Here is a 20840-nt window from a genome sequence, read left to right as displayed (position 1 = left end):
ATCACCAGGATTGAGCGTCCGGGGAGTGGTAGTAGAATTCGACGCGTCGATTTCTCCGCCGGTTGTCTTCCGAATTGTTGGGTACCAGAGGCCGGCTGTCCGCATAGCCCACGGCCCGCATCCTGGTGGGAGAAAAGCCGCCGTGCTCCAGAATGTAGCGCAGGGCAGCGGTGGCTCTCGCCGAGGAAAGTTCCCAGTTGGAGGGGAACTGCGCCGTTCTGACGGGCGTATTATCGGTGTGGCCGCGGATGACCAGGTTCATGTTGTAGTCGCGCAGAATCTTGATGGCCGCTTCCAGGGCCGGGACGGCTTCGGGCTTGAGCACGGCGGAGCCGACGTCGAACATGGACTCGCTGTCCACCCGCAAAACCAGCCCCTCGTCGTCCGCCTCCACCCCTGAGCTTTTTTGCAAGGCCTCGTCGTCCTGCATGATGGTCCGCAACTGGACGACCATGTTCAGGACTTCCTCGTTTTGTTGGCTGAGTTCCAGATCCTTGCGCTCGAACTCCGAGGGGGAAAAGGCCACGTAGTCCGCCTCTCGGCGCTGGACCTGGACTCCGAAGGCGGTCTGGATGGAGCCGAGCATCTCCCGGAAACGGACGATGTCCATGTTCGCGAAGGAGAGCACCAGAATGAAGAAGGTCAGCAACAGTGACATCAGGTCGGCGAAGGTGACCATCCACAAGGGAGCGCCTTCATCTTGCTGGGGCTGTGCGGTGTTCTTGGGCATGGCGTCAGCGTCTTGAAAACGTGAAACGTCGCGAAAGAGTCCCGGTTATTGGCGCAAAGCCGGAGGCACGAAGGATTCCAGCTTTTCCTGGATCAGCCGAGGGTTTTCACCGCGCAGGATGGACATCACCCCTTCCATGGTCATTTCCATGATCGTGAATTCCTCCAGGGAGCGCTCCTCCAGCTTTTTGGAGATGGGAATGAAGGCCAGATTGGCCAACAGGGCGCCGTAAAGAGTGGTCAACAAGGCCAGGGCCATGCCCGGGCCGATGGCCGTGGGGTCGTCCAGGACCTGGAGCATGTTCACCAAGCCGATCAGAGTGCCGATCATCCCGAAAGCCGGAGCCATGGCGCCCATGCCCTTGAACACGCCCTGGCCCTGGCGGTGGCGCTGCTGGGTGAAGCTGAGCTCGGTCTCCAGGATGGTCCGGACCAGTCGCTCCTCAGTGCCGTCGGCAATCAGCAGTACGCCTTTTTTCAGGAACCTGTCCGAGATTGTGGCCCGCTCCAGGGCGATCAGGCTTTCTTTGCGGGCCAGGTTGGCCAGGGAAACCACCTCGTCGATGACGAGTTTGGGGTTGGGACTTCTGGAGAAAAAGGCCTTCAAGGCCACCTTGAAGGATCCAAGTACAACGCTCATGGGAAACATGATGAAGGTCACGGACACGGTGCCGCCGATGACGATCAGCGCCGACGGGGCGTTGACGAAGCCCATGAAGTCGCCGCCGAGCATGATGGCGATGAAGACGAAGATCACTCCGCTGATCAGGCCGAGCAGGGTTCCGATGTCCATAGTTCTAGGAGGCCTTCTCTTTTTTGGGTTCCGCCGGGGACGTCACTTCGATTTCTCCGTCGCGCAGGGTCAGATTGACGTTGGAAACAGAGTCGGAGATGGGCAAAAATGCCTGGCCGATGCTGAGCTCCACTCCCGGCCTGATCTGTCCGGGCACGATCACCGCGCAAGAAGCCAGATCCGAGGCGGAGATGCGTTCGGAACAGGCGAAGCGCTGCTTTTCCAGGACCGACAGTTTGTGGTCCAGTTCCCCAATCAGCTTCGCTTCAGCCTGGCTTTGCTTGTTCCGCGCGCCAAGGGATTCCCGACGGGCTTTCAATGTCCGGATCGTGCTTTCCATGTCGTTGATTTTTTGCATTAAAAACGGATCATAGCCCAGGGAGATGGTGGTCGTGGTGCTCACCCCGCCTCCCAGTTGGGCGCCGACCCGGACCAATCGCCCGCAGACCACTTCGCCCCCGATCAGCCTGTCGCCAACGGCCAGGGCGTTGCCCGCCAGCACCTTGCAGTGCAGGCAGACGCTTTCCACCAGAACGTTTTTGCCGGCACTGATCAGGGCGTTTTCGCAAAACTTGACCTTGATGCTGTTTTTGGCCTTCAATTCCGCCTGCTTGTCCCCTTTGATGCCTGCTTCCACCCGGATGGATTGGGAGGCATCAAGGGACGCGGCCTCCACCGTCCCTTTGACCAGGATGTTCCGGCCCTTGACCTTGAATCCGGATCGAACCGAACCATGCACGACCACATCTCCGACAAAGGAAATGTTGCCCGTGGCGTAATCCACGTCCCGGCGGACGTTGAGCAGGGTTTTAACGGAGATCCGCTCGTCCGGGTCGTAATAGACGTATCCGTTGGCCGCGGCCAGCAGGAGGTTAACGTTCCCAGGGTCGACCTCGGTGTTTGCGCCGACGGGAAAAACCGGCTGTTCCAGAATGAACCGGGGATCATGGCGGCCTGCTTCGTCGTCGGCTATCTGGATCAGCTCGGCCAGAATCTGCCCGATCACCACGTTTTGGACGTAGTCGCGGTTCAGGTGATCCACCCGTTCGTTGCCTCGCACTTTGGGCTTGATGTCCAGATGGTTGAAATCCGGGTCAAAGTGATGTTTCAAGAAAAACGGCATGTCATCTCCTCTCGCCCGTGAGGCGAAAAGGCGTCCCGTCTACACCGGAATGCAGGTGATCAGTGCGGATTCGTTTTCGATCAGCTCGAAGAAGGCCAGGAGTTGAACCAAATCCAGGGTTTTCAGGACCACGTCGTTGGGCTGATACAGGTAGAAGCAGCCGCCTTGCTGGCGGACTTTATTGTTCAGAAAAACCAGAAAACCGATCCCGGAGCTGTCCAGGAACGTGACACGGCCAACGTCGCAGACCAGAAAGGGGTTCTCGCCCATTTCCGCCAGGATGGCTTCAGCCTGGGCCTTCATCGTCTGGGTCGCCTCGTAGGTGATATTTCCTGACAAGGATAATTTGGTCCAGTTGTCCATTGCTTCATGTTGCATGTCGGCCATGACTTCTCCTGTTGAAAAATGCCTGAACGTGAGAGGGCGGGGAGATCGCGGAGGACCTCACCGCGGGCCCGGCCCGCGCAATCCGACCCGCAGGGCGCTGACGTCGTCATTGAGCCGAGGAGCGCTGGAACACCCTAAACCGGAAAACAGATCGTCGAGGACGCAGTCCGGGCGAGCGACGAACGTAGCGGCCCGTTCCAAGAACCGTTCCAGACCAAAGATTTCTCCTGGCCCGACTTCCCATTCGTAGCAGCCGTCGGTAAAGAAAAAGAGCACGGTTTCGCCTGCCAACTCGACGGTCTTCGGGTGCCCGGCGCACGGAAAAACGCCCAGGGCGGGGATGTTCGCCGGCAACTGTTCCGGAGCGGTGCCTTGACGAAGCACCATGCCTGGAACGTGTCCGGCGTTTATATATTCCAGAGATGAAAGGTCGGGGCGGATGTCCGCGATGAACAGGGTGACGAAGTCGCCGTCTTCTCCGGTGAACCGCAGTAACTGTTCGTTAAGCAGTTCCACCAGGCCGGCCAGGCTTTGGCCCGGGGTGCCGGAAAAGCGGATCATGGTCCTGACCATGGACATGATGAACGCGGCCTTGGCGCCGTGTCCGCTGACGTCGGCCATGACCAACCGCAGCCCTCCGTCGGGCAGGGAGAAATAGTCGAAGTAGTCGCCGCTGGCCTGGGATGAAGGAAGATACAGGCTCTGGACCGTGATTCCGGGGTGGTGGGGGGAGGCGGTGGGTAGGAGGCGGCGCTGTAGTCGGGCAATTTCCTCGATCTCCCGGTAGATGGTCCCATAGGCCTTGCGCAGGCTGCGGGTCAGGCGGACTTGGCGCTCGGCGACGCGAACCCTGGCCAGCAGTTCCAGGGTGTCGAAGGGTTTGACCAGATAGTCGTTGGCGCCCTGGTGCAGGGCTTCAGATTTTTGCTCCAGGGAGTCCTCGGAGGTCAGGACCAGTATGAACAGGTCCTGATCCCGGAACTCCCGGCGAACATGGCGAATCACTTCCAGGCCGCCCATTCGTGGCATGTTCATGTCCAAGACGCAGATTTCCGGACGCTCCTCCCCGTAGGCTTCCAAGGCCTCCACGCCGTCGCGACAGGAGCGGATCCGGTACTCGTCCTGGAGGATCTGTTCCAGGTAGTGGCGGACCGTCATGGAGTCGTCCACGATCATCACGCTGATCAGGGCGTCCGCGCCCTGTTGCAAGCCATGATGCATTGAGTGCATGTCCTGGTGGTGGGTTGTCACGGTACTCTCGGATGCAAGCAGCTAAATGTCCAGGGAGTCCCAGATCAGGGTGACCGGTCCCCAGTTGCGCAGTTGCACATCCATTTCCCGGCCGAAGCGGCCGGTGGCCACCCGGTTGGGCAGCAGGGACTCCAGTTCGGAAACAAAGGCCGTGAACAAGGATTCGGCCCGACGGGGCTCCGCGGCCGGGTGGAGCGAGGGACGCCGGCCCTTGCGGCAGTCGGCGTGCAAGGTGAACTGGGATACGGCCAAGATTCGACCTCCCACATCCGCCACGTCCCGGTCAAGTCGTCCGGCCTCGTTGGGGAAGATCCGGACCTGGACCAGTTTGCGGGCCATTCGGGCCAACATAGGGGAAGGCGTCGGCTCGTCCTCGTCTTCGCGTCCGAACCCGATCAGGACCAGCAGTCCCAGGTCGATGGCCGCCACCCGTTCGTCTTCCACCGTCACCGAAGCGGACGTGACCCGCTGGACCACCAGTCGCACGTCATTCCTCTGAATACGTGGCGATGGCGGTGGGGCCCTCGGCCACGGAAACGGCGTGCATGGTCACCCCGGGTCCGGGCAGCAAGGCCGCGAGACGCTGAAAAATATACCGGGCCAGGTGCTCCGAGGAGGGGTTGATCGCGGCGAACTCTGGCAGTTCGTTCAGGTTGCGGTGATCCAGTTCGGCCAGGACCTGTTTGAGCAGTGTTTTGAGTTCCTGGAAATCTATCAAAATGCCCAGCTTCGGATCCAGGTCGCGGCCTTGGACCTGAACCTGGACCGCGAAATTGTGGCCGTGCAGGGATTCGCACTTGCCCTGATAATGGCGCAACTGGTGGGCGGAACTGAAGTGGTCGGAGACGGTCAGTCGCCAGATTTCTCGGGACATGGATGATTCCCCGTTCAGGCTGATGGTGAGGACGCCGTCGGTCCGGCATCGTGCCAGGCGGCCACGTCCCTCCAGAACCGCGGACTTGGAGAAACCTGATGCCCTGGCCCGAGCTGCAGGGTGCATCGTCCCTCGGGCAGGTCCAGGACCACCCGGACCGGTGTCTGGCCTGGGTGTTTTTCGAAGAGTCGGTGCAATTCCAGGAGGTCGTCCTTGGCCAGGTCGGCGCGTCCGATGCGCAGATGTACCGGCTCGTCGTTGCGGGAACAGGCCTCGTCGAGGAAGCTGGCCCGCAGCACCTCCAGCTTGAGCTGTTGGGGGGCGTTCTCCGAGGCCGTATCCCCCCCCCGGCCCTCGTAATCGCTGATCCGGGCTTCCAGCAGTAGCGGGCGGTCGCTTATAAAGAGCGTCTTGGCCGGCAGGTAGACGTCCGCGAAGACCGTGGCCTCGGCCATGCCGGTGAGGTCTTCGATCTGACAAAAAGCCATCTTGTCGCCCTTGCGGGTCTGGAATTCCTTGATCCCGGTGATCAGCACGGCCAAGCGAACCTCGGTTTTTTTGGACAGTTCCTGACATTCCTGGATCGTACGTACGCCCAGCCGACGGGCTTCCTCGCGAAACGGACGCAATGGGTTGCTGGTCAGAAAAAATCCCAAAGCTTCCTTTTCAAAGCGGGACTTTTCCTCGTCGCTCCATTCCGGTTCCGGTCCTTCCCCCATTGGATCCAGCCCGCAGGCCAGTTCCAGGGCCATGCTCTCCCCGCCGGGCAGACAGGAGAACAGGGACATTTGCGAACGCTTCTTTTCCTTGGCCCGCTTCTGCGCCGTGGCCATGGCCGTATCCACTCCGGCCAACACTCTGGCCCGCCCGGGGTGGATGGAGTCGAAAGCGCCGCTCTTGATCAGATATTCAAGGACTCGCTTGGTCACCTTGCGGGTGTTGACCCGCTGGCAAAGATCGGAAATGCCGCGATAGGGACCTTCGACCCGCGCTTGGATGATTTCCCGGATAGCCTCCTCCCCCACGTTCTTGACCCCGGACAGGCCGAAGCGAATCTTGTCCGCCTCGACGCTGAACCGGGCCTGGCTGTGGTTCACGTCCGGAGGCAGGATCGGGATTTCCATCTCTCCACAGTCGTTGAGATACCGAAGGATTTTGTCCGCGTTGTCCACTTCCGAGCTGATCAACGCGGCCATGAATTCCACGGGATAGTGGGCCTTGAGATAGGCGGTCTGGTAGGAAATCAGGGCATAGGCCGCGCTGTGGGACTTGTTGAAGCCGTACCCGGCGAATTTTTCCATCAGATCGAAAATCTGGGCGGCCTTGTTCTCGGGAAGGCCGTTCTCGCGAACGCCCTGCATGAACCGGGAACGCTGCTGGGCCATGACCTGGGGATCCTTCTTGCCCATGGCTCGGCGCAGGATGTCCGCCTCGCCCAGGGAGTAGGCCGCCAGGTCCGAGGCGATTTTCATGACCTGTTCCTGGTAGAGGATCACTCCGTAGGTGTCCTTGAGGATCGGCTCCAGTTGGGGCAGCAGGTATTCTACCGGGAGTTGGCCGTGCTTGCAGCGGATGAAAGTGGTCACCATGCCGCTTTCCAGCGGGCCCGGCCGGTACAGGGCCAGCAGGGCGATCACGTCCTCGAAGCAGGACGGCCGCAGATCCATGAGCACCCGGCGCATCCCCGAACTTTCCAACTGGAAGATGCCCTCGGTCCGGCCTTCGCAGAGCAGCTTGAACGTCCCGAGGTCGTCCAGGGGCAGGTGGGCCATGTCCGGCGGGGTCTTGCCGCCCTCGCGGATCAGGTCCACGGCGTCCTGGATCACGGTGAGGGTCTTCAAGCCCAGAAAATCGAACTTGATCAGCCCCACACTCTCCACGCACTTCATATCCCACTGGGTGACGGTTTCCTTCTTCTTGCCCTGGCACAACGGAACGTGCTCCACCATGGCCCGGTCCGAGAGGACCACGCCAGCGGCGTGGGTGGAAGCGTGTCGGGCCAGCCCTTCCAAGCGCAGGGAGATGTCGATCAACCGGCCCACTGTGGGATCGCTCTCGGCCAGCTTTTTCAGGTCCGGCTCCTGCTCCAGGGCCTTGGCGATGGTCATGCCCAGGGAGCCGGGGACCAGCTTGGCGATCTTGTCCGTTTCCGCGGGTTTCAGTCCCAGGGCCCGGCCCACGTCGCGCACCGCGGCCCGGGCCTTCATCCGGCCGAAGGTGATGATCTGGGCCACGTTGTTCTGGCCGTACTTTTCCGAAACGTACTTGAGCACCTCTTCGCGTCGGGTAAAGCAGAAATCCACGTCGATATCCGGCAGACTGACCCGCTCGGCGTTCAGGAAGCGCTCGAAAAGCAGGTTGTAGGGGATGGGGTCCAGGTCCGTGATCCGCAGGGCGTAGGCCACGAGGCTGCCGGCGGCGGAACCCCGGCCCGGCCCCACGGGGATGTTCCGGGATTTGGCCCAGTTGATGAAGTCCTGGACGATGAGGAAATATCCGGCAAAGCCCTGAGAGCAGATCACGTCCAGTTCCGTGGCCAGCCGCCGGTCGTAGACCTCGCGGTCCGCTCCCGGCAGGATCTTGGCCAGCCGCTCATCCAGCCCCTGGCGGGCGGCCCGGCGCAGTTCCTCTTCCAGGGTCATGCCCTCGGGCAGGCTGTAGGCTGGAAAATGGGGCTTGTTGAAGGTCAGCTCCAGGTCGCAGGCTTCGGCGATTTCCGCCGTGGCTGCCAGGGCCTGGGGGCAGTGGCCAAAGGCGGCCTCCATTTCCTCGGGACTGCGGTAGTACAGCTCCTTGGTGTCGAAGCGCATCCGTTTTTCGCTCGTCTCGCAGGCGTTGGTCTGGATGCAGAGCAGGATGTCGTGGGCCTGGACGTCCTCGGCGGTCAGGTAGTGGCAGTCGTTGGTGGCCACCAGGGGCAGCTTGGTTACTTCGGCCAGTTCTTGCAGCCGCTCGTTCAAAATCACTTGGTCGGCCAGGCCGTTGGCCTGCATTTCCAGATAAAAGCGCCCAGGAAACAGGTCCGCGTAGAACCTGGCCGTCTCCAGTCCGACGTCGAAGCCCTCATGGGTCAGCTTGTAGGGCACCTCGCCCTTGAGACAGGCGGAGAGAGCGATCAGCCCTTCGGAGTGCTGGGCCAGGATTTCCTTGTCCACCCGCGGCTTGTAGTGGAAGCCTTCCATGTGCCCCATGGACACGAGACGGATAAGGTTGCGGTAGCCGGTCTTGTTTTGGGCCAAGAGCACCAAGTGGTATCCGGCCTGGGACGCGGACCGGGCGTCCCGGTCGTGCCGATTGTTCCGGGCCACGTAAACCTCGCAGCCGATGATCGGCTTCAGCCCGAAGGATTTGGCCGTCTTGTAGAACGTAATCGCACCGTAAAGATTGCCGTGGTCCGTGATGGCCACGGAATTCATGCCGAAATCCTTGGCCTTGGCGCAAAGATCCTTGATCCGGATCGCGCCGTCCAGCAGGCTGTATTCGGTGTGGCAATGCAGGTGAACGAAGTCGGGCATGGGGGTGGTGTAAAGTCAGAAGTCAGAATTCAGGAGCCAGAGGGTGGAAAGGCGTGAACGTCGGGGCCTGGCATTCGGCGAATATCGCTGTTCGGGTTTCTCCGTGCCGCTGTTTCTCCGTGCCGCTCCATTCATCTTTCGGCCTTCACCTTTTTCGCCCCCTGGGTCCGAGGGGATTTCGAGAGCGGGGACTCATCCCAAAGACTTGGCCACCTTGGTGGTCAGGCGTATCAGTTGGTTGCAGAATCCGGCCTCGTTGTCGTACCAGACGATGACCTTGGCCATCTTGTCCCGCATCACGCTGGTGCAGGGGCCGTCCACTACCCCGCCGAAGATACTGCCGTAGTAGTCCACGGAAACCAGTGGTTCCTCGGTATAGCCGAGAATGTCCTTCAGCGGGCCTTCGGCGGCCTGGCGGAAGGCGGCGTTGATGGCGTCCTTGTCCGTGGGTTTGGTGGTGTGGACCACGAGGTCGATCATGGAGACGTTGGGCGTGGGTACGCGGATGGCCATCCCGTCCAGCCGGCCCTTGGTTTCGGGCAGGACTTCGGCCACGGCCCGTGCCGCGCCGGTGGTGGTGGGCAGCATGGACATGCAGGCGGCCCGGCCGCGGCGCGGGTCCTTGTGCGAGCCGTCCAGGATGCGCTGGCTCATGGTGTAGGAGTGGACCGTGGTCATCAACCCGTAGTCGAAGCCGAAAGCGTCGCTGATCACCTTGACCGTCGGGGCCAGGCAGTTGGTGGTGCAGGATGCGTTGGACAAGATATGGTGGGTGAAGGGGTCGTAGGCCCCGTCATTGACTCCCATGACCACGGTCAGATCCGGGTCCTTGGCCGGTGCGCTGATCAGCACCTTTTTCGCCCCGCATTGCAGATGTTTTTGGCAACTTTCCCGGTCGGTGAACTTGCCGGTGGTCTCCAGGACAATGTCCACGCCCAGGTTCTTCCAGGCCCACTCCCCCGGTCCGTGGCGGGTGATCTTGATTTGCTTTCCGTTCATCAGGAAACCGTCATCGTTGGCTTCCAGGTTCCCGTTGAACCGTCCGTGGACGGAGTCGTACTTCAACAGGTGAGCCAGGGCCTTATTGTCCGCTCGGGCATTGACCGTCACCAGCTGCAGATCCTTGTTTTCAGCCAACAGCCGCACCACATACCGTCCGATGCGTCCAAAACCATTGATTCCTATGCGTACGGACATCGTATATTCCTCCTTTCTGAAACAATACCAACATGTTGATGAAAAAAGATCGCGGCGGCCATTGCCAGAAGCCGACACCGAAGATATATACCAAGCTTTGAGGATAAGCAAAAAGAAATCATATTGCATCCCTGAGAGGGTCTTTTGCCAGGGAATAACTGTTCGCATCAAAGTCAAAATTGCGATCGAAATCGAAATCGAAATCGAAATAGGAACTGGAAAGAGCTGTGCGTAGCCCCATGATGATTATGTCATTTTTCTTGGACATGACCCTCGATTTCGATCACGATTTCGATTTCGATACCGATTCAAATAGCGGGCGAGTTAGAGCAAATCTGCCCTGGGGGGCTTTCGCGGCGAATCGGCTTCTTGAGGATGATTCATGCAGGTGACGGAAAATCAGTTTTACATGCTTAAGGACATCCACGTGCTGGCCAAGGTCGGTTCCAAGGGGGGATGTCTGCCGCTCAAGGACGCCTTGATCTACGATCCAAAGGAGTTGCGGGGCCTGCAGGATCACGACTACGTGGAGGCTGTGGCCTTGATGATGCCCTGCGGCGGGGAGGTGCGCGGGTTCAAGTTGACGCGCAAGGGCGAGTGGACCTTGCGCAAGCTGGAGGCCAAGTACCGGTTGGACTCTCTGGACGCGGCGATCCAGCTTTACGCGGAACGCCACTGCCTGACTCCCGATCAGGTGGATATTCTTCGAGACGTCTATCATTATTGCAGGCTGCGCAAGTCCGGCGGCATTTTCCCTCGCAAGGAGGCCGAGGCGGCTTGTCGGGCGGATGACTTGGAGTTTCTCTATTTGCATGGCTATATTCTAAAAATTTCGTCCGGCGACTCTTCCGGCAGGAAGGAGAAAGGGTATATCCTCTCCAACAAGGGCGAAGACGTCGTGCGCGACGTGGAAATACCGGCGAAGCAGGGAGCTGACGCCTCGTGACCGCCGCGCCTTTTGCCGGGGATTCCTGCTCCGTACCGTTTTCGGTCCGCGGCGACACGCCGACGCGCCATGCGGCCTTGATCGCCCAGGCGCAATGTCTGCGGATCGACGTCGCGAAGCGGTCCTGGGCCGTTTATCGCCCCGGAGACCTGGAAGCGCTTTGGCAACAGATGGGCGAGGCGGATTTCGGGCCGGACGAACGAATTCCATACTGGGTGGAGTTGTGGCCGGCCAGTTTGCTGCTGGTGGAGTGGCTGGACCGGTGCCGGGACCGGATACAGGGAAAGGCCTGTCTGGACGTGGGCTGCGGTCTGGGGCTGAGCGCCTGCGTGGCAGCGGATGCCGGGGCGCGAGTGGTCGGGCTGGACTACATCCAGGATGCCCTGCACTATGCCCGGGCGAACACCGAGGGAAACGAAGTGAGCTTCTCCCCGCTCTGGGTCCAGATGGACTGGCGGTGGCCCGGACTCAAACCGCGCTGTTTCGACCTAATCTGGGGGGCGGATATATTTTATGAAAAGCGGTTCGCAAAGCCCCTGATGCGTCTTTTTGAACATGTCTTGGCCCCAGGCGGCCGCGTTTGGCTGGCCGAACCGGAGCGCAGCGTCTCCTCCGGGGCCTGGGAACTGTTGCGGGAATACGGCTGGGAGGTGCGTCGGGCCACGCGCAAGGCGGTGCCGACCGAAGGGTACACGGTGAACATCAATATCTGGGAAGCACAAAAAAACGAGGTGGAGCATGGGTAAGACGATTCGATTTGGGGTTTCATTGGATTCCGATCTTTTGGAGAAGTTTGACAAGCTGTGCGATGAACGATCCTACCAGACCCGGTCCGAAGCCATCCGCGACCTTATCCGCAACATGCTGGTTCAAAAGGAGTGGGAGGATCTGGACGGGGAAACCGCGGGCACGCTGACCATGGTGTATGATCACCACCAAAGCGATTTGGCCCAGAAGTTGACCGAACTGCAGCACGACTACCTGGACATCATCGTGACCTCTCAGCATGTTCACCTGGATCACCACAACTGCATGGAAATTCTGGTGCTGCGCGGCACCGGCGAGCGGCTACGCGACTTGGGCGCGAAACTGACCGCCACCAAGGGGGTCAAGCACGGCACTTTGAACCTGACCACCACCGGCAAGAACCTGGAGTAGAACCGGGCCGCATGCTCGACGACGTCCAGAACACCCCCGCCACGGTTCCCGTGGACATCGACCGGGTCGGCATCCGGCACGTCCACTTTCCGCTTGCGGTTTTGGATCGTGCCCAGGGTCGGCAGCACACCGTGGCCCAGGTGGAAATGGGCGTGGATTTGCCGGCCCGCTTCAAGGGCACCCACATGAGCCGGTTCGTGGAAGCCCTGCAGGCGTGGTCCGGCGTTTTGGACTATCCGAATTTGAAGCACCTGCTGGGGGACGTCCAGAACCGGCTGGACGCCCGGAAGGCCTGGATCAGCTTTTATTTCCCCTTTTTTCTGGAACGGTCCGCGCCGGTCAGCGGAAGCCGATCCCGGATGGATTATCAATGCCGGGTGATCGGCGAACACCAGGACGGTCGTCTGTTGTTCGGCCTTGAAGTGGAGGTTCCGGTGATGACCGTCTGCCCCTGCTCCCTGGCCATTTGCGACCGGGGCGCCCACAGCCAGCGGGCCATGGTCCGGATCCGGACCCGGAACAAGGGGTTGATCTGGCTGGAAGACCTGATTGAACTGGCCCAGGAGTCCGCCTCCTCTCCGGTTTACGCGCTGCTCAAGCGCGAGGATGAGAAACGGATCATCGACAACGCTTTTGAGAAACCCTGCTTCGTGGAAGATGTGGTCCGCACCGTTTCCCGCGGCCTGGAACGCCTGAACAAACTTTTGTGGTACCGCGTCGAAGTAGAGAGTCAGGAATCCATCCACAACCACAGTGCCTACGCCCGGATAGAGCGGTCTCTCGCCCAGGCGGGGAAGGGATAGCCGGCCGAACAGTCACCATCGGCTATCGAAATCGGACACGCACAATGCCTGTAGCCGTCATGCCTTGAGATTGGTTTGTTCGAGGCTGTTCAGAATTTCAATTGCGATTTCGGTTGCGATTTCGATACCCATTGGATTAAGATACTTCGGAAAGTCGAGAACACATTTGCTTTGGGGTGTCCCCGCGTGGATTTGAAAAACAGGATCAACTCGGCTAGGCTTCCCCCACAAACCTTGCGTATGCAGGGCACCGCCCCTGAACCGCCAACTCTCGGGACAAGGAGCCGAACATGAAGATATCTCCAAATATCCAAGCCATGCAGGTCATTGGTTTGTCCCGCCAGATCGGGGCGAACAACGTGGCTAACATGAACACGCCGGAATTCAAGGCGTCGCGGTTGACCTTGGAAACCGGGCCGGATGGCTACGGCGTCCGGCCGCAAAGCATCGATCAAGACACCTCTCCCGGCCCGCTTATGCCCGCTCTTGAAGGAAAGGTGGGCGAGGACGGGGTGCTGACCACGGTCTGGGGGCTGACCGAGGGCAGCAACACCGAACTGGTGACGGAAATGGTCAACTCCATCCGGGACGAACGGGCCTTTGAAGCCAATGTGGCCATGGTCCGCGCCTGGGACGACATGACCGGAACCGTCCTGGATCTGCGTGCGTGATGACTTCTCCGCCCAGGACGAGCCCCGCTCACTCTGGGACAATCTGACTTCGCACCAAGCGGACCGATACGCCTTGGTTCTGGCCGCGGTCGGCATTCCCTACCGTTTTCGCCGTTCCGGGTGGGGATGGACCCTGGAAGTCCTGGAACGGGACGCTTCCCAGGCCGTGGCGGAAATCGAAGAGTTCAATCTCGAAAACCCCCTTCTGGAAGATCACCGGCCACGTTCTGCCCCATCCCTCCCCCCGCCGCCGCGAACCCTGACCGGAGCGGCGGCGGCCCTGCTTCTGCTGGTTTTCCACTTGGTCACGTCCCGCGACGGGGCCCATGAAGCCATGATCATGGAGGCCGGAGCCCACGCGGCCCGGATTCTCGAAGGCGAGTACTGGCGCACGGTGACCGCGTTGACGTTGCACGCGGACGCCCGCCATCTGGCTGGGAACATGCTGGGCATCGCGGTCTTCGGCACGCTGCTGTGCCGGAGAGTGGGCGTGGGCGCGGCTTGGCTGCTGATCGTGCTGGCCGGGGCCGGCGGGAATCTGCTCAATGCCTGGCTGCACCAGGCCGGTTTTCTCTCCATCGGGGCCTCTACGGCGGTTTTCGCGGCCGTGGGGCTGCTGGGCGGAGTCCGGGTGTTTCCCGTGGAGGGCACGGAATATTCCGGTGCCAGGTCTTGGCTGCTCCCCGCCGGCGCGGCATTCGGTCTGCTGGCCATGCTCGGCAGCGATGTGCAGACCGACATTGGGGCTCACCTGATGGGCTGCGTGGTGGGTTTCGTTCTGGGAATTGCCTATACCCTGTTGGGGCCGTGCCAAGTCAGCGAAACTCGTCAGAATCATCTGCTTCTGGCCGCCTTGGCGGTGATAGCCGGGTCCTGGTGGCTGGTCCTGGAAGGGGGCTGAGCTTTTGCCTGATCCACACAACCGTGTTTTTTTGTTTCGATCCACAAAGGAGAATCGCAATGCACTGCAAGACTGTCGCCACACTCGGTCCGGCCTCGTTGAACTACGACGTGATGAAGGCCATGGTCCAACATGGGGTCCGTATCTTTCGGCTGAACTTCTCTCATGCCGACGCCAAATTCTTCGTTCCGGCCATGGAGATGATCCGCCGCCTGGAGGGGGAGCTGGAAATGCCGTTGACGGCCATGGCCGATCTGTGCGGCCCCAAGGTGCGCATCGGCGACGTGGATGGTTCGCCTCTGCAAGTGAACAAGGGAGGCCACGTTCTTTTGGGGCCTCTGGAGCTTAAGCGCCCTGGTTCCGCTCCCTATATCAGCCTGGAGATTCCGGCCCTGCTGCAAGGCCTTCAGGTAGGCATGCCGGTGAACCTCAGTGACGGCATGCTCCAGTTTCGCGTCTCTCGTGTGCTTCAGGAGAACGAACTTTTCGAGCTGGAGGCCCAGAACGGGGGCTATCTGACCTCGCACAAGGGAATTTCCTTTCCCGGCAAGAGCCTCTCGATCAAGGCGTTGACGGACAAGGACCGCAAGGACGTGCGCGAAGCCCTGGAGATCGGCATCGACGCCGTGGCCCTGTCCTTCGTGCAGGAAGCCTCGGATGTGGCCGACCTGCAGCAAGTGATCCGCGAACAGGGAGCGTGGATCCCGGTGATCGCCAAGCTGGAGCGCCAGAACGCCGTGGACAACCTGGATTCCATCCTGGCCCTGGCCGACGGGGTGATGGTCGCCCGGGGCGACCTCGGCCTGGAATGTCCGCTTTCGGCTCTGCCGATCATCCAGAAAAGAATCCTCCGGGCCTGCCGCCATGCCCAGAAACCGGCCATCGTCGCCACTCAGATGCTCTTGTCCATGGTCACGAATCCCATTCCCACCCGGGCCGAGTGCACGGACGTGGCCAACGCCATTCTGGACGGCGCGGATTGCGTGATGCTGTCCGAGGAGACCGCGGTGGGCAACAATCCGGTGGAGGCTGTGCGCTACATGCACGACATCGCCAGGGACGCCGAAGCCTATTATCTGGAGCGTTTGGGCGAGCCGTACTTCCCCAGGAAGGAAAAAAATCCCGGCAAGTACCTCGCTTATGCCGCCTGCCTACTGGCGGACAACGCCGAGAGCAAGGCCCTGGTCTGCCATTCCTCCACCGGCACCACCGCCCGACTGATTTCCAGCCGTCGACCAGCCCGGCCCATCTACGCCCTGACCACTGACGACCGGGCCCTGCGAGCCCTGAATTTCGTCTGGGGAGTCCATCCCCGGCTGGTGAAGCCCGAGCTGGAAAGCCACATGGCCCGTGCCACCAGTTTCGTGCAGGACTATCCGGAGTTCCAGCCCGGGGACAACGTGATCATCACCTCGGGGCAGAGAACGCCGGGACAAAAGGAACTGTCCACCAACCAGATCAAGATCTACACCAAATAGCGCACACTCTCGCCGGTTTTTCAACCCGCGCGCGGTTCGCCGCGCGCGGGTTTTATTTTTTGTAACTGCTCAAAAACTCCGGGCAGCCCTTTTCAGTAGGGCAGGCATCCTGTCTGCCTACTCAGCACGGAGCAATGCCGTTGTCGGCGTCGGAATCGGTATCGGGATCGAATTATTGTTAATGGCGAACAAACAGTATCGATCCCAATACCGATCCCGACGCCGACCCCGATAACAACGTCTGTCAAGATAACTGTATTATTTCATGAGAATAGCGCATTGTTGAATTAGAATTGGCATAATAGCCCCAAAAACCTGGGCAGACAGGCAAGATGCCTGCACTACTATTGTGCTTCTTTGTCGGGCTTGAAAATCGTTCAGAGGCTTGACTTTGTGTCAGAATGTTGACACGTATTAAGGCTTTGGGTGAAGGGCCGTTTTTCCAGCATCTTTTCAGTAGAGCATTCAGGAGCATGTCGCCATGGGCGTTGATCGGACCGGAATCATCGGGGAGAGCCCCAGTCTGCGGCAGGTGTTCGCCGTGCTGGGCAAAGTCTCGCCCACGGACAGCACTGTACTGGTCACCGGTGAATCCGGGACGGGAAAAGAGCTGCTGGTGCGCGCCCTGCATGCCAACAGCAAGCGTAAAGGCAAGGCCTTCGTGCCCATCAATTGCGGGGCCATTCCCAGGGACCTGATCGAATCCGAACTCTTCGGCCATGAGAAGGGCGCCTTCACCCACGCCATCCGTTCCCGGGCCGGCCGCTTTGAAATAGCTGACGGTGGGACGATTTTTCTGGATGAAATCGGGGAGCTGGACCTGACCCTACAGGTGAAGATCCTTCGAGTGATCCAGGAAAAGGAATTTGAACGGGTTGGCGGGACCGTGACCACCAAGGTGGACGTGCGCATCGTCGCGGCCACCAATCGGGACTTGGAGCAGGAGGTGGCCCAGGGGCGGTTCCGGGAGGATCTGTTCTATCGCCTGAACGTGATTCCTATCCATCTTCCCCCGCTACGCGAACGCTACGACGACATCATCTTGCTGGGGCAGCACTTTCTGAACGTGTTCTGCGAGCAAAAACAGCGCGAGGTGTTGCGTTTGACGTCCCAGGCCCAGGACTTTCTGATTGCCTACCCTTGGCCTGGAAATGTCCGGGAACTGGAAAATTTTATGGAGCGCATTTCTATTTTGTGCGAGAACAGTGAAGTCGCTCCAGAGGATTTACCCGAAAAAATCCTGAAGTTCGTGGGCCATGAGGTCCCGAAGCGGAAGCCGAAACTCGCCCTGGAGGGCTTTGCCTGGCCGACCCTGGTGGATTTACGCGATCAGAGCAGAGGGTTGAAGGAGTTCATGGACGAGATCGAAGACCGCCTGCTCCAGGAAGCCCTGGAGGAGTGCGGGGGCGTCAAAAATCAGGCTGCGGAACTGCTGGGAATCAAGCGGACAACGCTGATCGAAAAGCTCAAGAAGCGTAACGCCGCCAACGGCTGACCGCGAGCACGACGACGGCCTCGACCTTGCCTGGCTGAGGAAGGAGATTATTTCTTCCGTAACTGCTCAAAAATAATGTGGCAAGCATGGCCTGAATGCCCGCTCCCCGTCTGTACGAGGACAGGCTTCGCGGGCATGACAAGCTTGAGAGAACGTGCCATCTCAAGTCATTCCCGCGCAGGCGGGAATCCAGAATCAATGGGGCTTTCAGGCAATGCCCGGCCTTTTTGAGAAGTTACTTTCTTCCTTCTCTTCATGGTTCAGCATGCTTTTTGCTAAGCATTGCATTGAGCCGTGCCACCATGCACCCCTTCGTCGCGCAACCTCCCCTTTGGCGGACTTGAACACCATGCCCGTATTTTCCTGCCAGCCCCTTGCAGCCGTTTCACGGCGATGTCCGCGACTCGGGCGACTCCGTTGGGCCGTATCGGCGGAATCAGTCTGGAGTTTGTCCATTGCGTTCTGGATCATGTTCGGGGTTCCGGCGGCATTTGTCCTGGTTTTCGGGGGCGGACCCGCCTTGGCCCTGGAGATGAGTCTGCGACAGTATCCACAGCGGGAGCAGGTGGAATTGCGGTTGCCGGTGGACATATCGACGACTTCGACCGTTCCTTTGGTGCGTCGGGTCGAAGGCCAGGTCGTCCGCCTGGACCTGCCCGGCGTGAGCCAAAGCGAGCTGGCTGATCTTGACCTTCCCTCTCCCGCCGGGGCGCGGCTGCTGACGGCTTTTCTCCGGGAGCCCACCGGCCTCTTGGTCCGCACAAGCACCGAGGCCTTCGGTTTTGTCTCGCAATTCAATCCCTCCACCGGGCTGCTGCTGGTGGATTTTTTCCCAGACTCTTTGGGCAATCGCTGGCGGGAAACCGCCCCGCGCCAAGCATCCCCCTCAGCACCTCCAACGCTTCAGGCTCGGCCGGGACCATCTTCCGAACGTGTTCCCGAACCTTCAGAGGTCCCGACGACAAGCCCTCCGGAACCTTCCGCAGTTGCTCCGTCACCTCCTTCCCAAACACGGACTGCCACTGAACCGAGCGGGACGCCCGACCAACGGATCGTCCCGAGGGTGGAGCCATCCCCCGAAGGCGTGACGGAGGAGGTCCGCCGACCATTGCAGGAGCGTCCGGGTGATGAAGCCGTCGCCCCGATCTCCATGGCCGCTCTGATTCCGGCGGATTCGGAAGAAACGCCCCAAATCCGTGCACCGATTCGCTCCGTCGCTCCCGCACAGGTTGATTCGCCCGACCCGGATACTGCTCCATCGCGTATCCAAGCCCAGGCCCCGGGCGCGATTCGCTCGCCGATTTCCCGCGTCGGCCCGGAACAATCCGTCCCCGTGGCTCCGGTCGCTGAACGGTCCGTTGAGCGGCAGGCCGAATCGCCGAGCGAACCACCAGCGGAACCAGTGACTGTTCCGCCCGATGTCGCTCGGCCGCCTGAACCATTGATGCGTCAACCCATCGTTCGTCAGCCCGTGGCAGAAGCCGAGACGGAGCACGAGGAAGACGCCGAGCCTGCTTCCGGTGTGGAGGCGGTTCCGGAGCCGACGCCCTTCTCCAGTCCTTCCATTCCGGAGCGGGCCGAAGATCCGGACAAACAGCATCAGAGGTTATTGGCAGCGGCCCGAGCGGCGATGATGAACTCGGAGTTTGATGTGGCCATCGATGCCCTGCGGGTTCTTTCCAACATTCCGGACTTGTCGGACACGGCGCGGGAGGAGGTGTTGTACAACATCGGCGACGCCTTGTTCGGGCTGCACCAGGATGAGCTGGCTGACAATTTTGGCCCCATTGCCCATGCCTATGAGCGGGCCATGAATTTCAATCCGAAATCCCGCAGAACCCCGCTGGCCTTGCGCAATCTGGGTGTACTCCATTTGCGGGTGAACAACCTGCCGGAAGCCAAGGCCTATTTCAACGTGCTGAAGCGCGATTATCCCCATGACCCCGTGGTGCCCACCACGGAGTACTATCTCGGGCAGTTTTTTCTGGAACGGGGGGACTACGACCAAGCCGCGGACTATTTTCAAATCGTGGTCCAGAATCACCCGGAGCACTCCATCGCCCAGCAGTCCTCGGTAGGGTTGTCCAAGGCCTTGAACGCTCTGGGCTATGACGAACAGGCGTTCCAGGTCATGGACTTTATGGAGAAGCGTTGGCCCAGGTATTACATCGATGAACCCGAGTTGCTGGAGTTGGCCGGAATCATCGCCTTGCGCGTCAACGCCCTGGAATCCGCGAAGCAGCGTTTGCTGACCTACTACAACCTGATTCCGGATACGCCGGATGCTGATATGCTGTTGGCCCGAATCGGGGACATTTATCTGCTTTCCGGCCAGCCGGATCCGGCCAAACGAGTCTTTGAAAGGGCCGCGAAGTTGTTTCCGGACGAGGAGGGCGGGCTGATCGCCAAGATGCGGTTGGTGGAGGGTGGAATCCATGACGAACCCAGTCTGGACGACATCTTCGCCATTCGCAGGGCCGCGGAGGTTTATTCTGAAATTATTTCCAAACACCCGGACAGCCCTCTGGCCGCGGTGGCCACGATCAAGCTGGCCATCTGGCAGATATGGAATAATCGACTCGAAGACAGCTTGATGGTCGTCAGTGAGTTTTTGGAGAACCAACCCAACCACTCCCTGGTCCCCAAGGCTCTTGAAGTGGGTGTCGAGGCCTTCACGCAGTTGGTGGAACGCAACGCCGCGGACGGACGATATCCTGAGATTTTGGAGCAGTGGCGCGAGAACGTCTTTTTGCACGATCTGCTGGACGATCTGTCCCCGAGCACCCAACTTGGCCTGGCCATGGCCTACTGGACCGCTGGCGAGATGGAACAGGCCATTGCCTTGGCCCGGCCCTACCTCCGGGAGGACACGCCGAAGGAACTGCAAATAGCGGCTCTGGAGTTGATTTTGGGGATTTTTCTGGAGCAGCAGGAGTGGGCGCGGATCGTGGACCTGGCTCCATTTCGGGAGGAACTGCCCGAGGCGCAGCGGCGGGAACTGACCTATTCCGTGGCTCTGGCCATGGAAAATCTGGGCCGTTCCGAGGAAGCCCGGCCGCTTTGGCGGGGACTGGCCGAGGACCTCGGCCTGAGCGACGCCCAACGCGGCTACTCTCTGTACTTCTTGGCCCGCACGGCCATGCAGGAGGAAGACTTCGAGCGCGTCTACCTCTACGCCCAGGAGGCCCTGAGCCTGCTGCTGCTGGACCGGGAGGACCCGGGCAAGATCAGAGATGCCGTAACCTGGCTGACCCAGGTCACGGGGCGCACCGGCCGGCTTCAGGAAGCCCTGGCCTGGGCCTTGGAATTGGATCAGCTCATCGATCGCTCCGACCCGGACTGGAGCATGAGTCGCTATCGCTTGGCTCAACTCTACCAGCGTGCCCAGAACCACGCCGAATGGAAGGCCGTTCTGGAAAACTTGAAGGCCGAAGACCCCCAGGGCCTTTACGGCCGCCTGGCCGCCTCGGCCCTTCAGGGACGGACCCTGGAAGACAGCGCTGGTCGGTTTTTTTAGGA

19 protein-coding genes are annotated in these 20840 nt (G+C 60.4%); 9 read left to right on the top strand and 10 right to left on the bottom strand.

Annotated features, from left to right (window positions below):
• Window position 1: 1 nt before the first annotated feature.
• From C6366_RS09935 to gap, 9 genes are all read right to left on the bottom strand, one after another.
• Window positions 2-730 (bottom strand): flagellar motor protein MotB, encoded by a 729-nt coding sequence (locus tag C6366_RS09935; RefSeq protein ID WP_107737523.1) that lies wholly within the window; start codon window positions 728-730, stop codon window positions 2-4.
• Between the two features lie 45 nt (window positions 731-775).
• The gene (locus C6366_RS09930; protein ID WP_107737521.1) at window positions 776-1522 is read right to left on the bottom strand and encodes a motility protein A; all 747 of its coding nucleotides are present in this window, start codon (window positions 1520-1522) and stop codon (window positions 776-778) included.
• A gap of 4 nt (window positions 1523-1526) precedes the next feature.
• Window positions 1527-2645 (bottom strand): FapA family protein, encoded by a 1119-nt coding sequence (locus C6366_RS09925; protein WP_107737519.1) that lies wholly within the window; start codon window positions 2643-2645, stop codon window positions 1527-1529.
• Between the two features lie 39 nt (window positions 2646-2684).
• Window positions 2685-3032, bottom strand: coding sequence for an STAS domain-containing protein (locus C6366_RS09920; protein WP_107737517.1), 348 nt, complete (start codon window positions 3030-3032; stop codon window positions 2685-2687).
• A gap of 57 nt (window positions 3033-3089) precedes the next feature.
• The gene (locus tag C6366_RS09915; protein WP_158269729.1) at window positions 3090-4253 is read right to left on the bottom strand and encodes a PP2C family protein-serine/threonine phosphatase; all 1164 of its coding nucleotides are present in this window, start codon (window positions 4251-4253) and stop codon (window positions 3090-3092) included.
• 51 nt (window positions 4254-4304) lie between these two features.
• Window positions 4305-4769 (bottom strand): D-aminoacyl-tRNA deacylase, encoded by a 465-nt coding sequence (gene dtd, locus C6366_RS09910; protein ID WP_107737513.1) that lies wholly within the window; start codon window positions 4767-4769, stop codon window positions 4305-4307.
• Between the two features lies 1 nt (window position 4770).
• On the bottom strand, window positions 4771-5157 hold the full coding sequence (queD, locus tag C6366_RS09905; protein WP_107737511.1) for a 6-carboxytetrahydropterin synthase QueD: 387 nt from the start codon (window positions 5155-5157) through the stop codon (window positions 4771-4773).
• Between the two features lie 14 nt (window positions 5158-5171).
• Window positions 5172-8672 (bottom strand): DNA polymerase III subunit alpha, encoded by a 3501-nt coding sequence (gene dnaE / locus C6366_RS09900; RefSeq protein ID WP_107737509.1) that lies wholly within the window; start codon window positions 8670-8672, stop codon window positions 5172-5174.
• A gap of 192 nt (window positions 8673-8864) precedes the next feature.
• The gene (gene gap / locus C6366_RS09895) at window positions 8865-9869 is read right to left on the bottom strand and encodes a type I glyceraldehyde-3-phosphate dehydrogenase (RefSeq protein ID WP_107737508.1); all 1005 of its coding nucleotides are present in this window, start codon (window positions 9867-9869) and stop codon (window positions 8865-8867) included.
• Between the two features lie 382 nt (window positions 9870-10251).
• On the opposite strand from gap, the gene C6366_RS09890 reads away from it, so the two are divergent.
• The 8 genes from C6366_RS09890 (at window position 10252) to C6366_RS09855 (ending at window position 17321) form a co-directional block, all read left to right on the top strand.
• Window positions 10252-10815: a hypothetical protein gene (locus C6366_RS09890; protein ID WP_107737506.1), complete on the top strand. Its 564-nt coding sequence runs from the start codon at window positions 10252-10254 to the stop codon at window positions 10813-10815.
• Window positions 10812-11561: a methyltransferase gene (locus tag C6366_RS09885; protein ID WP_233248451.1), complete on the top strand. Its 750-nt coding sequence runs from the start codon at window positions 10812-10814 to the stop codon at window positions 11559-11561. The genes C6366_RS09890 and C6366_RS09885 overlap by 4 nt, the downstream gene beginning before the upstream one ends.
• Window positions 11554-11973 (top strand): nickel-responsive transcriptional regulator NikR, encoded by a 420-nt coding sequence (nikR, locus tag C6366_RS09880; RefSeq protein ID WP_107737504.1) that lies wholly within the window; start codon window positions 11554-11556, stop codon window positions 11971-11973. The genes C6366_RS09885 and nikR overlap by 8 nt, the downstream gene beginning before the upstream one ends.
• Before the next feature lie 11 nt (window positions 11974-11984).
• A complete protein-coding gene (gene folE2 / locus C6366_RS09875; protein WP_107737502.1) occupies window positions 11985-12776 on the top strand; it encodes a GTP cyclohydrolase FolE2 in 792 nt (263 codons plus the stop codon).
• Between the two features lie 290 nt (window positions 12777-13066).
• Entirely contained in the window at window positions 13067-13447 is a 381-nt protein-coding gene (locus C6366_RS09870) for a flagellar basal body rod C-terminal domain-containing protein (protein WP_107737500.1), read from the top strand.
• Window positions 13440-14348 carry a rhomboid family intramembrane serine protease gene (locus C6366_RS09865; protein WP_107737498.1) on the top strand — a complete coding sequence of 303 codons (909 nt, stop codon included), beginning with the start codon at window positions 13440-13442 and terminating at the stop codon, window positions 14346-14348. Before C6366_RS09870 ends, C6366_RS09865 begins: the two co-directional genes overlap by 8 nt.
• A gap of 59 nt (window positions 14349-14407) precedes the next feature.
• Window positions 14408-15826: a pyruvate kinase gene (pyk, locus tag C6366_RS09860; RefSeq protein WP_107737496.1), complete on the top strand. Its 1419-nt coding sequence runs from the start codon at window positions 14408-14410 to the stop codon at window positions 15824-15826.
• A gap of 481 nt (window positions 15827-16307) precedes the next feature.
• Window positions 16308-17321 carry a sigma-54-dependent Fis family transcriptional regulator gene (locus C6366_RS09855; protein ID WP_107737493.1) on the top strand — a complete coding sequence of 338 codons (1014 nt, stop codon included), beginning with the start codon at window positions 16308-16310 and terminating at the stop codon, window positions 17319-17321.
• 207 nt (window positions 17322-17528) lie between these two features.
• Here C6366_RS09855 and C6366_RS19590 read toward each other — a convergent pair whose 3' ends face one another.
• A complete protein-coding gene (locus C6366_RS19590) occupies window positions 17529-17792 on the bottom strand; it encodes a hypothetical protein (protein WP_158269728.1) in 264 nt (87 codons plus the stop codon).
• Between C6366_RS19590 and C6366_RS09850 the strand changes: the two genes are divergently transcribed.
• The gene (locus C6366_RS09850) at window positions 17791-20838 is read left to right on the top strand and encodes a tetratricopeptide repeat protein (RefSeq protein WP_158269727.1); all 3048 of its coding nucleotides are present in this window, start codon (window positions 17791-17793) and stop codon (window positions 20836-20838) included. The two genes, C6366_RS19590 and C6366_RS09850, sit on opposite strands and share 2 nt — an antisense overlap.
• Window positions 20839-20840 lie beyond the last annotated feature (2 nt).

Origin of the sequence: Desulfonatronum sp. SC1 (assembly GCF_003046795.1) — a bacterium.
Classification (GTDB): domain Bacteria; phylum Desulfobacterota; class Desulfovibrionia; order Desulfovibrionales; family Desulfonatronaceae; genus Desulfonatronum.
This window is presented reverse-complemented; position numbering and strand designations above follow the sequence as displayed.

What these genes read in the sequence shown, in the direction of transcription:
- C6366_RS09920 (WP_107737517.1), bottom strand. Translation starts at nt 3,032, where the DNA reads ATGGCCGACATGCAACATGAAGCAATGGACAACTGGACCAAATTATCC.
- gap (WP_107737508.1), bottom strand. Translation starts at nt 9,869, where the DNA reads ATGTCCGTACGCATAGGAATCAATGGTTTTGGACGCATCGGACGGTAT.
- dnaE (WP_107737509.1), bottom strand. Translation starts at nt 8,672, where the DNA reads ATGCCCGACTTCGTTCACCTGCATTGCCACACCGAATACAGCCTGCTG.
- C6366_RS09855 (WP_107737493.1), top strand. Translation starts at nt 16,308, where the DNA reads ATGGGCGTTGATCGGACCGGAATCATCGGGGAGAGCCCCAGTCTGCGG.
- C6366_RS09930 (WP_107737521.1), bottom strand. Translation starts at nt 1,522, where the DNA reads ATGGACATCGGAACCCTGCTCGGCCTGATCAGCGGAGTGATCTTCGTC.
- C6366_RS09915 (WP_158269729.1), bottom strand. Translation starts at nt 4,253, where the DNA reads ATGCATCATGGCTTGCAACAGGGCGCGGACGCCCTGATCAGCGTGATG.
- C6366_RS09870 (WP_107737500.1), top strand. Translation starts at nt 13,067, where the DNA reads ATGAAGATATCTCCAAATATCCAAGCCATGCAGGTCATTGGTTTGTCC.
- folE2 (WP_107737502.1), top strand. Translation starts at nt 11,985, where the DNA reads ATGCTCGACGACGTCCAGAACACCCCCGCCACGGTTCCCGTGGACATC.
- C6366_RS09850 (WP_158269727.1), top strand. Translation starts at nt 17,791, where the DNA reads ATGTTCGGGGTTCCGGCGGCATTTGTCCTGGTTTTCGGGGGCGGACCC.
- nikR (WP_107737504.1), top strand. Translation starts at nt 11,554, where the DNA reads ATGGGTAAGACGATTCGATTTGGGGTTTCATTGGATTCCGATCTTTTG.
- pyk (WP_107737496.1), top strand. Translation starts at nt 14,408, where the DNA reads ATGCACTGCAAGACTGTCGCCACACTCGGTCCGGCCTCGTTGAACTAC.
- queD (WP_107737511.1), bottom strand. Translation starts at nt 5,157, where the DNA reads ATGTCCCGAGAAATCTGGCGACTGACCGTCTCCGACCACTTCAGTTCC.
- C6366_RS09935 (WP_107737523.1), bottom strand. Translation starts at nt 730, where the DNA reads ATGCCCAAGAACACCGCACAGCCCCAGCAAGATGAAGGCGCTCCCTTG.
- C6366_RS19590 (WP_158269728.1), bottom strand. Translation starts at nt 17,792, where the DNA reads ATGATCCAGAACGCAATGGACAAACTCCAGACTGATTCCGCCGATACG.
- C6366_RS09890 (WP_107737506.1), top strand. Translation starts at nt 10,252, where the DNA reads ATGCAGGTGACGGAAAATCAGTTTTACATGCTTAAGGACATCCACGTG.
- C6366_RS09925 (WP_107737519.1), bottom strand. Translation starts at nt 2,645, where the DNA reads ATGCCGTTTTTCTTGAAACATCACTTTGACCCGGATTTCAACCATCTG.